The 13,337-nt window shown below is 48.8% G+C and carries 10 protein-coding genes; all 10 read left to right on the forward strand.

Annotated elements, in window-relative coordinates:
* The 10 genes from AC3WQ3_RS17225 (at position 1) to AC3WQ3_RS17270 (ending at position 13,332) form a co-directional block, all read left to right on the forward strand.
* The gene (locus AC3WQ3_RS17225) at positions 1–444 is read left to right on the forward strand and encodes an immunity 26/phosphotriesterase HocA family protein (RefSeq protein ID WP_492472890.1); all 444 of its coding nucleotides are present in this window, start codon (positions 1–3) and stop codon (positions 442–444) included.
* A gap of 207 nt (positions 445–651) precedes the next feature.
* Positions 652–1,692, forward strand: a complete 1,041-nt coding sequence (purM, locus tag AC3WQ3_RS17230) for a phosphoribosylformylglycinamidine cyclo-ligase (RefSeq protein WP_095360921.1) — start codon at positions 652–654, stop codon at positions 1,690–1,692.
* Positions 1,692–2,309 carry a phosphoribosylglycinamide formyltransferase gene (gene purN / locus AC3WQ3_RS17235; RefSeq protein ID WP_492472891.1) on the forward strand — a complete coding sequence of 206 codons (618 nt, stop codon included), beginning with the start codon at positions 1,692–1,694 and terminating at the stop codon, positions 2,307–2,309. The genes purM and purN overlap by 1 nt, the downstream gene beginning before the upstream one ends.
* Positions 2,310–2,530: 221 nt before the next feature.
* Positions 2,531–4,078, forward strand: coding sequence for a bifunctional phosphoribosylaminoimidazolecarboxamide formyltransferase/IMP cyclohydrolase (purH, locus tag AC3WQ3_RS17240; RefSeq protein ID WP_127538326.1), 1,548 nt, complete (start codon positions 2,531–2,533; stop codon positions 4,076–4,078).
* Between the two features lie 119 nt (positions 4,079–4,197).
* Positions 4,198–5,463 carry a phosphoribosylamine--glycine ligase gene (purD, locus tag AC3WQ3_RS17245; protein WP_154893027.1) on the forward strand — a complete coding sequence of 422 codons (1,266 nt, stop codon included), beginning with the start codon at positions 4,198–4,200 and terminating at the stop codon, positions 5,461–5,463.
* A 650-nt stretch (positions 5,464–6,113) separates the two neighbouring features.
* Positions 6,114–7,451 carry a hemolysin family protein gene (locus tag AC3WQ3_RS17250; RefSeq protein ID WP_492472892.1) on the forward strand — a complete coding sequence of 446 codons (1,338 nt, stop codon included), beginning with the start codon at positions 6,114–6,116 and terminating at the stop codon, positions 7,449–7,451.
* A 257-nt stretch (positions 7,452–7,708) separates the two neighbouring features.
* A complete protein-coding gene (locus AC3WQ3_RS17255; RefSeq protein ID WP_492472893.1) occupies positions 7,709–8,791 on the forward strand; it encodes a hemolysin family protein in 1,083 nt (360 codons plus the stop codon).
* A 269-nt stretch (positions 8,792–9,060) separates the two neighbouring features.
* A complete protein-coding gene (locus AC3WQ3_RS17260) occupies positions 9,061–10,011 on the forward strand; it encodes a ring-cleaving dioxygenase (protein ID WP_371859966.1) in 951 nt (316 codons plus the stop codon).
* Positions 10,012–10,025: 14 nt separating this feature from the next.
* Positions 10,026–10,631 carry an alpha/beta hydrolase gene (locus tag AC3WQ3_RS17265; protein WP_336781543.1) on the forward strand — a complete coding sequence of 202 codons (606 nt, stop codon included), beginning with the start codon at positions 10,026–10,028 and terminating at the stop codon, positions 10,629–10,631.
* A 409-nt stretch (positions 10,632–11,040) separates the two neighbouring features.
* Positions 11,041–13,332: a beta-glucosidase family protein gene (locus AC3WQ3_RS17270; RefSeq protein ID WP_492472895.1), complete on the forward strand. Its 2,292-nt coding sequence runs from the start codon at positions 11,041–11,043 to the stop codon at positions 13,330–13,332.
* Positions 13,333–13,337: the final 5 nt, after the last annotated feature.

A 13,337-nucleotide genomic window follows, 5' to 3' on the forward strand; every position in this document is an offset into this window, starting at 1 on the left:
ATGGGAAGAAAAAGCTATAATGAGGGCGATGTTTTTCTGATTCCAATGCATGATGGACGGTTCGCCGTGTGTCAGGTTATATGTGCTCTGAGAGACCGCTTCAAAAAGGCATTTTCGTTTGGCGTGATGAGCATTCAGCGTGACGAAACCGTAAGTTTGAAAGACGGCGAGTTCCTCGTTTATTCTTTCGGTCAACGTAAGAGCAGCGTGATTTTCACCTCACCAGCATTTCTGAGAGATGGAACATGGAGAATTATCGGTAATCTCCCGCTGACACCTGCGAAGAAGGAACTGCAAGTATTCCAGTGCGCCGGGAGTTTGTATGACGGAGACGAATTCATTCGAATGATTCCACCAGCAGAGTACAGCCTGTACATTACATTGGGTGCAGCTGGATTTGAGTTGGTGCAGAACTATCTGTTAGAAATGGGCAAAAATCAATAAATTGGACTATCCTTTTACACAAAAACGGAGAGGACAGAAAAAACCTGAAGAAGCGAAGCGTTCGCCTTTATCACCGGATTTTCCCTTTGAAAAGGGAATCAAAAAAATCTGGGGATAACAGCGATTGGAAGGTTATTCTGTCATCGGAGTATTACGGTGTAAATATCTTTAGTTCAATTTATATAAGATACGAAGGGTGCGATGGTAGTGTCAGAAGCATATAAAAAGGCCGGCGTCGATATCGCGGCAGGTAATGAAGCGGTTGAACGGATGAAAAAACACGTGAAGCGTACCTTCCGTCCGGAAGTGATGACAGATCTGGGCGGATTTGGAGCCCTGTTCGGTTTGAACAAAGACAAATATGATGAGCCGGTGCTCGTTTCCGGCACTGACGGTGTGGGAACCAAGCTGAAAATCGCGTTTGCCATGGACCGTCACGATACCATTGGAATCGACGCTGTGGCCATGTGTGTGAACGACATTGTGGTGCAGGGGGCGGAGCCGCTCTTTTTCCTCGATTACCTGGCATGTGACAAAGTCATCCCTGAGAAGATCGAAGCCATCGTTGCTGGTATCGCTGAAGGATGTCACCAGTCCGGATGTGCGCTGATTGGCGGAGAAACGGCAGAAATGCCGGGCATGTATAGTGAAGGGGAATACGATATTGCCGGATTTACCGTCGGAATCGTGGATAAAGCCAAAATCATCAACGGCACGACCATCTCTCCAGGTGACACGGTAATTGGACTGGCTTCCAGTGGTGTACACAGCAATGGATTCTCACTGGTCCGCAGACTTTTGCTGGAGGAAGCCGGGCTGGATCTGCATGAGGAAGTATCTGAACTGGGCGGCAAGCTGGGTGATGCACTGCTGGAGCCGACGAAAATCTATGTGAAACCACTTCTGTCCCTGCTGGAAAAGGTCAACGTCAAAGGCATGGCACACATAACGGGTGGCGGCTTTATCGAGAATATCCCACGGATGCTGCCGAGCAGCGTCAATGTAGATATCGATTACGGCTCATGGCCAATCCTGCCGATCTTCAACCTGCTGCAGCAAAAAGGGTCGGTCTCGAACCGGGATATGTTCACCACGTTTAACATGGGAATCGGACTTGTGCTTGTCGTGAACGAAGCAGACGCAAATGAAGCTCTGGAACAGCTGAAAGCTTCTGGTGAAGAAGCGTACATCATTGGACGTGTGACTGAAGGAGATGCGCGAGTAACCTTCACGGGAGCGGATGTTTAATGGCGAACTACCGGATTGCCGTATTTGCCTCTGGTGAAGGGTCGAACTTTCAGGCATTGGTGGATGCAGCGAAAAACGGAGAACTGGATGCGTCCGTAGACTTGCTGGTGTGTGACAAACCTGCTGCACGTGTTGTGCAGCGGGCCAAGGATGCAGGCGTGGATTGCCATCTGTTCACTCCGAAAAATTACGATTCCCGCGAGGCCTACGAGGCTGAGATCGTGGAAGTGCTTGAATCCAAAAACATTGACTTGGTTGTTCTTGCCGGATACATGAGGTTGCTGACTTCAGTCGTTGTGGATCGGTATGCAGGACGGTTGATTAACATCCATCCCTCCTTGCTGCCCGCATTTGCTGGTAAGGATGCAATCGGACAGGCATTGGAGTACGGCGTTAAAATCACTGGGGTAACCGTACACTTCGTGGATGGTGGCATGGATACGGGGCCTATCATTGCCCAGCATCCTGTGCCGATTCTGCCTCAGGATACGGCAGAATCGATCAGCCGTTCCATTCATGCAGCGGAACAGCAGCTGTATCCGGAGGTTGTTTCCTGGTTTGCTCAAGGATTGGTTCAGCTGGAGGGCCGTCAGGTTACAGTTCGGAAAGCGAACTAAGCATGTACAAGATAACGGAGAAGTTAGCATTTCATCCGGGAGTGAAGGCGATCGCAAGATTGTTCTGAACTCTCAATGGTTCTGATATGAAATCATTCATTCACCTTATATCGTAGGAATCGTCGAAACTTGGTACGCATTTTGTGATATTTCTCGGGAAATAAATCGGCTGTGTTTCGTCATGAAACGCGGGGCTATGGGACATTAAAGGAGGACATATTGTGAGTATCAAAAGAGCTTTGGTCAGTGTGTGGGATAAAACAGGCATCGTGGACTTTTGCCGCGAGCTGTCGCAAATGGGAGTGGAGATTATTTCGACAGGAGGTACAAGCAGCCTGTTGTCGAAGGAAGGCGTACCTGTGATCGGGATCTCGGATGTGACTGGATTCCCGGAAATTATGGACGGACGTGTCAAAACGCTGCATCCAGCCGTTCATGGCGGTTTGCTGGCTGTACGTGACAGTGAAGATCATAAACGCCAGATGGAAGAGAATGGACTGGATTATATCGACCTGGTAGTCGTAAACCTGTACCCATTCCAGGACACCATTGCGAAGCCGGATGTAACCTATGAAGATGCGATTGAGAACATCGATATCGGTGGTCCTACCATGCTTCGCTCAGCAGCCAAGAACCATGCTTTTGTTAGTGTTGTTGTCGACACGGCAGACTATGGCAAAGTGCTGGAGGAAGTGCGCAGCAGTGGGGATACCACGCTGGAAACACGCAAACGGCTTGCGGCAAAAGTTTTCCGTCATACGGCGGCTTACGATGCAGTTATCTCTGATTATCTCTCCAACCTGAATGGTGATCCACTGCCAGAGCGTTTGACGGTGACTTACGAAAAAATCCAGGATTTGCGCTACGGCGAAAATCCGCATCAACAAGCGGCATTCTATCGTAAACCGCTTGCTGCTCAAGATACGTTGACAACAGCCGAGCAATTGCACGGCAAAGAGCTGTCTTACAATAACATCAACGATGCAAACGCAGCATTGCAGATCGTTAAGGAATTTGTAGAGCCTGCTGTTGTGGCGGTTAAGCACATGAACCCTTGCGGCGTGGGCATTGGTGAAAGCATCTATGAAGCCTACAGCAAAGCATATGCTGCTGATCCAACATCCATCTTCGGTGGCATTGTGGCAGCGAACCGCATAATCGACAGCGACACAGCTGCCAAACTGAGCGAGATTTTCCTGGAAATCGTGCTTGCTCCTGATTTTACGCAAGAGGCACTGGATATCCTGACGAAGAAGAAAAACATTCGTTTGCTCAAAACGGGTGAATTGAATGCAGCTCGTGACCGGGCGAGCCAATTCGCGGTGACCTCTATCGACGGCGGCATGATCGTACAACAGAGCGATGTGCATTCCATTGAAGCAAGTGAACTGAAAGTCGTTACAGATCGTGCACCTTCCGAAGAAGAATTGAAACAGCTCCTCTTTGGCTGGAAAGTCGTTAAGCACGTGAAATCCAATGCGATCGTGCTTGCAGCGAATGACATGACCGTAGGTGTGGGCGCTGGACAAATGAACCGCGTTGGTGCAGCCAAAATTGCCATTGAACAAGCTGGCGAGCAAGCAAAGGGTGCTATTCTCGCATCGGATGCATTCTTCCCGATGGGGGATACGCTCGAACTGGCAGCCAAGGCTGGAATTACAGCTGTTATCCAACCAGGCGGTTCCATTAAGGATGAAGAGTCCATTAAAGTAGCGAATGAGTATGGTATTGCCATGGTCTTCACAGGCGTTCGCCATTTCAAACACTAAGAGTCGAAATCAAAGCTTCACACGTCGATGAACAAGCGAATAGGCTTGTTCATCCTCATTTTCAGCACATTAAATGATGAATGAGCGAATTCTGGAATTCATGAGGGGGAACGGAACGAATGGATATTCTGGTAGTAGGCGGCGGCGGCCGGGAGCATGCGATTATCTGGGCATTGGCGAGAAGTCCGAAGGCGGGCAAGATTCACTGTGCGCCAGGAAATGCAGGCATTGCACAGCTTGCCGAATGTCACCCGGTGGCAGTGAATGAATTCGATAAATTAAAGGCTCTTGCCGTGGAACTCAAGGTGGACCTGGTGGTCATTGGTCCGGATGATCCGCTGGCAGACGGGATTGTGGATGCATTTGATTCCACAGGCATTCCGGTCTTTGGACCGCGTCGCAATGCAGCAGAGATCGAAGGAAGCAAAACATTCATGAAGGATCTCCTGCATAAATACAATATCCCAACGGCAGCCTATGAGAAATTCGACAATTACGAGCAGGCTCAGGCTTATCTGAATGTACAGTCAATTCCCGTGGTCATCAAGGCCGATGGCCTTGCAGCCGGTAAAGGTGTAACGGTCGCTTATTCCCGCGAGGAAGCGGATCAGGCACTACGCAGTATTATGGTAGAGAAAGTCTTCGGGGAAGCAGGAGCCAAAGTAATTATTGAAGAGTTTCTGGCAGGGCAGGAGATGTCGATTCTGGCATTCGTCGACGGCGAGACCGTTCGTCCGATGGCCGCTGCACAGGATCATAAGCCAGTCTACGACGATGACAAGGGGCCTAACACAGGTGGTATGGGTACATATTCACCACTGCCACATATTCCGAATTCAATTATTGAAGAGGCTGTTGAAACCATTATCAAGCCAACGGCCAAAGCCATGGTGTCCGAGGGACGTCCATTCCGCGGTGTACTGTTTGCCGGGCTCATGATCTCGCCGGATGGCAAACCGAAAACAATTGAATTCAATGCTCGTTTTGGTGATCCTGAGACACAGGTTGTACTGCCGCGCCTCAAAACGGATCTGCTCGACATTTTCTGGGCCACCGTGCATGGCAAATTGGCAGACATGGAGATTGAGTGGAGCGAAGAGTCTGCTGTATGCGTGGTCCTGGCATCGGGAGGATATCCGGGGCCGTATGCAAAAGGCGTAGCCATCGAAGGTCTGGATCAGGTCAGCGATGCTGTCGTCTTCCACGCAGGGACGGCGCGCAGCGAATCCGGAGAATGGGTCACGAATGGTGGACGTATTCTTGGGGTTGTGGGTCTTGGAGCTGATATTGCCGAAGCTAGAAAGAAGGCTTATGCAGAGGCGGAACGTATCCGCTTCGAAGGCAAGCATCAGCGATCTGACATTGCTGCCAAAGCTCTAGTCTAAATAGTTAATATGGAATATGGGTCCGCCCGAGGAATGCCTTCAGATTGAAGCCTGGCATTCATTGGGCGGGCCTTTTTTTACGCTGGATCATTCTGTTAGAAATATGTTTCAGCTGGATAACTCCAAGGGTAGTAGTGTTATAAAATGGGTCTATTCTATACATAGCTTTGTTAGGCATATAAGTAACTTATTACATGAATTAAGCCATTTGTGAACAAAATATTCATGAATTTACGTGCAAGATAATCCAAACCATGACGTACAACTGGATGGTTTGATTCGGAACATGTTATACTTTTCTGAAACAGGAATGAACAAGAGGGGAGGTGGATATCTATTGGGAAGGCGATATTGTAAACTGTCCAAATGGAGAATTAAGGTGGAGTAAATCGGAGAAACAATCTGACAGCATGAGGGTTAGCCCTAATTATAGTGAAGTGGTTTCTTATTGTGATTGACTTCATCCTGAATTCCTGTTTTGCAACTTACAAGGTCTGTGTGCAGCATATAGCAATCTGGTCATTATTAAATTTGATTTTATATATGCATACGCCCAATTTAACTACAATCAGCCGTGCAGCCGTTAACGTGGTTAACGAGCGCTGCTGTAACTATTTCTGGAGGTGAATCCCTGAGAATCGGGGAAATCATTGGACATAATTACCATCTTGAATTTAGCATTACTTGTGCTCTTGATTGCTTTGACTGCTTTTTTTGTGGCATCCGAATTTGCGGTTGTTAAGATTCGTACATCAAGAGTGGATCAACTGGTTGCCGAAGGTAACAAAAAGGCAGTACTCGCCAAGAAGGTCGTTTCCGATCTGGATTACTATCTGTCTGCCTGTCAGCTTGGTATTACGGTAACGGCTCTAGGACTTGGTGCATTAGGTAAGCCGACTGTCGAGAGGCTGTTATATCCGGTATTTGAGTACCTGAATATTTCACCGGCCATTTCGTCGGTTGCCTCCTATGCGATTGCCTTTATCCTTGTGACGTTCCTTCACGTGGTTGTCGGTGAGATGGCACCTAAAACCATGGCGATTCAATTTTCGGAAAAATTGACGCTGATGCTCTCGCCATCGCTATACTGGTTCGGAAAGATCATGTACCCTTTCATCTGGGCACTCAATGGGGCATCCCGCGTCCTTCTGCGGATGTTCGGTGTGAAGCCTGCAGGACATGACCAGGCCTATTCCGAGGATGAGATCAAAATCATCATGAACCAGAGTTATGAAGGCGACGAGACGAATCAAACCAAGTTGTCTTACTTGGAAAATGTGTTTGTGTTTGATGAACGGGTTGCAAAAGATATCATGGTTCCGCGGACGGAACTTGTCACATTGGACCAGGAGATGACTTACGACGATATCATCCCCGTGCTTGATGAGCATAACTATTCCCGTTATCCAGTCATAGAGGAAGGGGATAAGGACCGCATTGTCGGCATGGTCAATGTCAAAAAGATTCTGCCGGATATGGTTGCCCTGAAGCAATACCAACTTGCCGACTTTGTTCGTGAGATTCCATTTGTTTCCGAGATTACACGTATCCAGGATGCCATGATTAAAATGCAGCAGGAACGCGTGCATATGGCGGTGGTAGTCGATGAATACGGCGGTACCTCGGGTATTCTGACGATGGAGGATATTCTGGAGGAGCTTGTTGGTGAGATCCGTGACGAATTCGATGCTGATGAAGTGGCTGACATTCAGGAGACCGGAGAGAATCAATATCTGATTAACGGCCGGGTGCTTCTGGACGAAGTGGAGCGGCAGTTCGGATTGATTTTCGAGGGGAATGAAGAGATGGACACCGTCGCTGGCTGGATTCAGTTCCAGAAGGGTGTGCGTGTGGAAAATGGTGATACGGTTGCCCACGGTGACTATGTCTGGACCGTTGTGGATACCGAAAACTATCAGATCAAGCAGGTCCTGCTTGAGCGCGTGAACGCATCCCCGGTGGAGGAAGCCACAAGCGATCTGGCTTAACTAAACCTGCTTTGCATTTTTGATAATATTTCTGCGTAGTAGTGTAGGGGACGGAATCGATTCTGGAGAAGCGGAGCGTTCGCGTTTGTAAACAAATTTTAAACCTTTGAAGAGATTAGTTCATTAAAAATTTGGAGACAACAGCGATCGAAAGAACGATCCGTAACCGGAACGGCCACCCACAACCTTTCGTAGTCATCTAAAATAACCATTAAAATGTTTAACTTGGAGGTGAATCCCTCACTCGAGGGAAATCATTGGACGGAATAATAGCATTGAATTTATTTTTGGTAGCCGTATTTATAGGGCTCACTGCCTTCTTCGTCGGCGCTGAATTCGCCATTCTGAAAGTGCGGATGTCACGAATTGATCAGCTGATCTCGGAAGGCAACAAAAAAGCGGTCATGGCCAAGAAAGTCGCACACAATCTGGACTATTACCTGTCGGCATGTCAACTGGGGATCACGATTACGGCTCTCGTTCTGGGGGCTTTGGGTGAACCGACGGTTGAAAAAATGCTTCATCCGCTGTTCGAGCGACTTGAAGTACCGGCAGCCGTGTCGACGATATTATCCTACGGGATTGCCTTGGCGATCATTACGTTCCTGCATGTGGTTATTGGTGAGCTTGCACCCAAAACGCTGGCGATCCAATTTGCAGAGAGAATGACGCTTTTACTTGCACCACCGCTGTACTGGTTTGGTAAGATCATGAATCCGTTCATCTATGCGCTTAATGGAGCAGCACGGGTGCTGCTCGGAATCTTTGGCATCAAGCCTGCCGGACACGATACCGTCCACTCCGAAGAGGAGCTGAAGCTGATTGTGGCCCAGAGTTACGAGAGCGGGGAGATCAATCAGACCGAGCTGGACTATCTGAAAAACATTTTTGCGTTTGATGAGCGTCTGCTGCAGGAGATTATGATTCGCAAAGAAAAAATCGTTACGCTGAATAAGGAAATGCCACTGGATCAGGTTATTGAAGTGCTGAATCGGCACGAGTATACGAGATACCCGGTCATTGCGAATGGGGATGCGGCTCGCTTTATCGGCTTCATTAATACAAAAGAAATGCTGACCAGTGTGGCTGCAGGAAGATCGTTCAGCATGGATACCTACATTCATGATATGCCTGGATTTTCGGAGAAGTCTCCGATCAAGGACGTTCTGATCCAAATGCAGCAGAGTCGTGTGCATATGGCCGTTGTGAATAATGAAGAGGGTGCGGCCATTGGTTTGGTTACGATGGAGGACATTCTGGAGGAAATCGTTGGGGATATCAAGGATGAATACGAGCATAGGGATCTGGTGAATCCGCCCAAACGATTGAAATTGACTTAAAGTAGATTTAAGAAAGACAGGTTTCCGATTCATTCGGAGACCTGTTTTTGTTTTGCTCTTTTCTGCTAATCAGGAGTTAACAACATCAACGATGAAACAATCTTAATTTTAAAACAAAAAGCTTGCAATTGGACCAACAATGGATTAATATGAATTTAAAGAATCTTAAATTAAAGATAATCAAACAACAACAAACGCACACAAACAACAATGAATAACAAACCGCTAAATTCAACCATGATAAAATTAAAACCAAGGGAGTGGAGATTATGTTCAGAACTTCAGGTATCCATCACGTAACGGCTTTTGTAGATGACGCACAGAAAAATGTGGATTTTTACGCAGGGGTATTGGCCCTGAGACTGGTGAAAAAAACAATTAACTTCGATGCACCGGATGTGTATCATCTGTATTACGGTAATGAGGATGGGGCACCAGGTACAATCATCACCTTCTTCCCGCACCAAAATGCCATGAGAGGCGTCATTGGTTCCGGACAGACTGGGGTAACCGTATATGCGATTCCGGTAGGAAGTCTGCCATTCTGGAAAGAACGTCTCGCTTCCTTCGATATTCCGTTTGAAAATAAAACCAGATTCGGTGAGCAATATATTCGCTTCTTCGACAAAGGCGGCCTGCTGCTTGAACTGGTTGAACGTGAAGAGGGCCAGCCAAGTAAATGGACATTCAACGGGGTAACTCCTGAGCATGCGATCAAAGGTTTTGGCGGCGCAGTTCTGTTCAGCCAAGTTCCTGAGAAAACCACTGATGTGCTGGTTTCCATGCTCGGCCTGGAACAGGTAGGGGAAGAGAATGGTTTGATTCGCCTTCGTGCGACTGGTGACATCGGGCAAATCATCGACGTTCAATCTACCGGATTCCAGCGGGGCATTGGCGGAGCAGGTACGGTGCACCACATTGCTTGGCGTGCAAAAGACTATACAGAGCATGAGCAAATGCAGCGCGATCTGGAGAAAGCAGGCTACCATCCAACCCCTGTAATCGACCGTCAGTACTTCAATGCCGTGTATTTCCGGGAACCGGGCGGCATATTGTTCGAACTGGCTACAGATCCTCCGGGATTTGCACGCGATGAACCTCAGGAGAGCATGGGTGAGAAACTGATGCTGCCTGAGTGGTATGAACCACAGCGTGAGCAGATTGAAAAATTGCTTCCACCAATCGAAGTACGTGAATGGAAAGGAGAGTCCAAATCATGACAACAACCAATACGATGAAACATATTTATCAAGCAGGTGCACAGCCGGATGCCCCAACACTGCTGCTGCTTCACGGGACAGGTGGAACCGAGAATGATCTGGTAGGTCTTGGCGAATTGATTGCACCAGGAGCAGGCATGCTGGGTGTACGCGGTAACGTGTCGGAGAACGGGATGCCCCGTTTCTTCCGCCGCTTGGCCGAAGGGGTGTTTGACGAAGAGGATCTGATTGCACGAACAGCGGAGCTGGGTGCATTTGTGGATGCAGCGGCTGTGGAGTACGGATTCGATCGTGGTAATGTTTACGCACTCGGTTACTCCAATGGTGCCAATATTGCGGCTAGTTTGATGTTCCACCAGGCTAACGTATTCAAAGGCGCAATTTTGCATCATCCTATGGTACCTCTGCGTGGACTCGAACTGCCGAATCTGAACGGATTGCCTGTCTTCATCGGTGCAGGAGAGAATGATCCGATTGTACCGAGACGGGAAACGGAAGAACTGGCTTCACTTCTTAGCGGTGCAGGTGCCGATGTGAAAACGCACTGGGAGCGTCAGGGGCATCAACTGACCCGTACCGAGGCATTGGCTGCGGCAGCATGGTTTAAAGCTCAGGCGTAAACCTGATTATTGGATCTGGGTAATGAATCCGGAGTCAGATTATATCGGCAAGACAAGGGACAGCTTGATCTGAAAGGATCGGGCTGTCCCTTTTTTGTTGATCTACCCGAATGAATTACAAGTGTTATGTAAACGTTACTAACCGGGTAATCATTTCAATGCGTACTACATAAGCTTGTATGCTTAGTTACTATAGCAAATAAAAAAGTGAACTGTTTCAAACTACAGAGTACGGAGCGGACAGAAAGGACTGGAGAAGCGAAGCCCTCGCCTTTATCACCGGATTTCCCCAAAATAAGGGATTAAAAAATCTGGGGATAACAGCGATCGAAAGTTTTTCTGTCAGTGGAGTTTATTCTAGTAGGAGAATCAGTTTACTTAAGCACCATCATGAACTGGAGGGGTTATTATGGAACGAAACATCAAGGAACTGGTACAGCAGATGACACTGGAAGAAAAAGCAGGCATGTGCTCAGGACTGGACTTTTGGCATTTGAAAGGGGTGGAGCGTCTCGGTATCCCATCCATCATGGTGACAGACGGGCCGCATGGCCTGCGGAAACAGGATGGAAGCGCGGATCATCTGGGCTTGACCTCAAGTGTGCCAGCGACCTGCTTCCCATCCGCAGTAGGATTAGCAAGCTCTTGGGATACTGACCTGGCGCGCCAGGTCGGAGTGGCGCTGGGTGAAGAGTGTCAGGCAGAAGAAGTAGGCGTATTGCTGGGACCCGGTGTTAATATTAAGCGTTCGCCACTGGGCGGACGGAATTTTGAATACTTTTCCGAGGATCCGCTTCTGTCTACGCGCATGGCAACCGGCCATATCCAGGGTGTGCAGAGTCAGGGTGTAGGAACATCGCTGAAACACTTTGCGGTGAACAACCAGGAGGAGCGGCGCATGTCCATTGATGCAATGGTAGATGAGCGCACGCTCCGTGAGATTTACCTTGCCAGTTTCGAAGGTGCGGTGAAGGATGGTCAGCCTTGGACAGTGATGTGCTCCTACAACAAGGTGAACGGTACATATGCAGGTGAAAATGAGTGGCTGCTCACCGATATTCTGAAGGAAGAATGGGGACATGAGGGTCTCGTTGTGTCCGACTGGGGTGCTGTGAATGAACGTGCGGATGCGCTTTCCGCAGGGCTGGAGCTTGAAATGCCTGCAAGTGGTGGGATCGGAGAGCGCAAGGTTATTCAAGCCGTCGAGAGTGGCAAGCTGTCCCTGGAGAAGCTGGACCGGGCGGTAGAACGTCTGCTTACACTCATCTTCAAGGCTGCGGATCAGCAGCGTAAGGGCGCTACCTACAATAAGGACGAGCACCATCAGCTTGCCCGTAAAGTAGCATCAGAGAGTATGGTCTTGCTGAAAAATGAAGATCAGCTGCTTCCGTTGAAACGTGAAGGCAAGCTTGCGCTGATTGGAGCCTTTGCCCGCAAACCACGCTTTCAGGGTGGAGGAAGCTCTCACATCAATCCGACCCAAGTCGATGATATTGTGGAAGAGATGACCCGGATTGCAGGAACGGGGACAGAGATCTCCTATGCCCCAGGTTACCGCATTGAAGCGGATGATGTGGATGATCAGCTTATGGCAGAAGCGGTTCAGGCTGCGAAGGATGCGGATACAGCGGTCGTTTTTGTCGGTTTGCCTGACCGCTACGAATCTGAAGGATATGACCGCTCCCATCTGCGCTTGCCGGATAACCATGTCCGCCTGATTGAAGAGGTGGCCAAGGTTCAGTCACGTATCGTTGTTGTGCTCAGCAATGGTTCACCCGTGGAAATGCCTTGGCTGCCACAAGTGAAGGCTGTACTCGAAGCTTATCTGGGCGGGCAGGCTGTTGGCGGAGCGATTGCTGACTTGTTGTACGGCGAGGTAAATCCCTCAGGCAAACTGGCAGAGACGTTCCCCGCACAGCTGAGCCATAATCCGTCTTTCCTTAACTTCCCGGGTGAAGGAGATCGGGTAGACTACAAGGAAGGTATCTTCGTAGGTTACCGGTACTATGACAAGAAACAGATCGAGCCGTTATTTCCATTTGGCTATGGACTGAGTTATACAACATTCGAATATACCGATCTGGCAGTGGACCGGACTGAACTGACAGACCAGGATGAAGTTGAAGTACGCGTTAAAGTTACCAATACCGGAGACAGGGCGGGCAAAGAAGTCGTGCAGCTGTACGTCAGTGATGTGGAAAGTACGGTGATTCGTCCGGTGAAGGAACTGAAGGCATTTGCCAAAGTGGAGCTGGAGCCGGGGGCTTCCGAGGTAGTTCGCTTTACGTTAAACAAACGGTCGTTTGCTTATTACAATGTGGATATGAAAGACTGGCACGTAGAGACTGGAGAGTTTGATATTCAAGTGGGCAGTTCTTCCAAGGACATTCATCTGATCAAACGTGTTAAAGTGGAATCCACGGCAACGTTCATTCCTACATACACACGGAATAGCACGCTCGGCGACATTCAGCGTGACCCGGCTAACCAAAAGCTGTTGGAACAAGCGATGCAGCAATTCCAGGAAGCCAGCGGCATGGGTGGAGATGATGCGGGAGAGCATGCGGATATGATGGCTGCCATGATGAAATATATGCCGCTGCGTGCCCTGGTCGCTTTCAGTGGGGGAGCGATGAGTGAAGAAGCCATGAATCAATTGCTGGATCAGTTGAACAGCAAAGATCATGGAATCCGAGCGTAGCACAC

This window comes from Paenibacillus sp. FW104-T2 (assembly GCF_058789975.1).

Bases quoted from the DNA above. Each gene is read 5' to 3' on its own strand.
- AC3WQ3_RS17265 (WP_336781543.1), top strand. From the start codon at position 10,026: ATGAAACATATTTATCAAGCAGGTGCACAGCCGGATGCCCCAACACTG.
- AC3WQ3_RS17270 (WP_492472895.1), top strand. From the start codon at position 11,041: ATGGAACGAAACATCAAGGAACTGGTACAGCAGATGACACTGGAAGAA.
- AC3WQ3_RS17260 (WP_371859966.1), top strand. From the start codon at position 9,061: ATGTTCAGAACTTCAGGTATCCATCACGTAACGGCTTTTGTAGATGAC.
- AC3WQ3_RS17225 (WP_492472890.1), top strand. From the start codon at position 1: ATGGGAAGAAAAAGCTATAATGAGGGCGATGTTTTTCTGATTCCAATG.
- purN (WP_492472891.1), top strand. From the start codon at position 1,692: ATGGCGAACTACCGGATTGCCGTATTTGCCTCTGGTGAAGGGTCGAAC.
- purD (WP_154893027.1), top strand. From the start codon at position 4,198: ATGGATATTCTGGTAGTAGGCGGCGGCGGCCGGGAGCATGCGATTATC.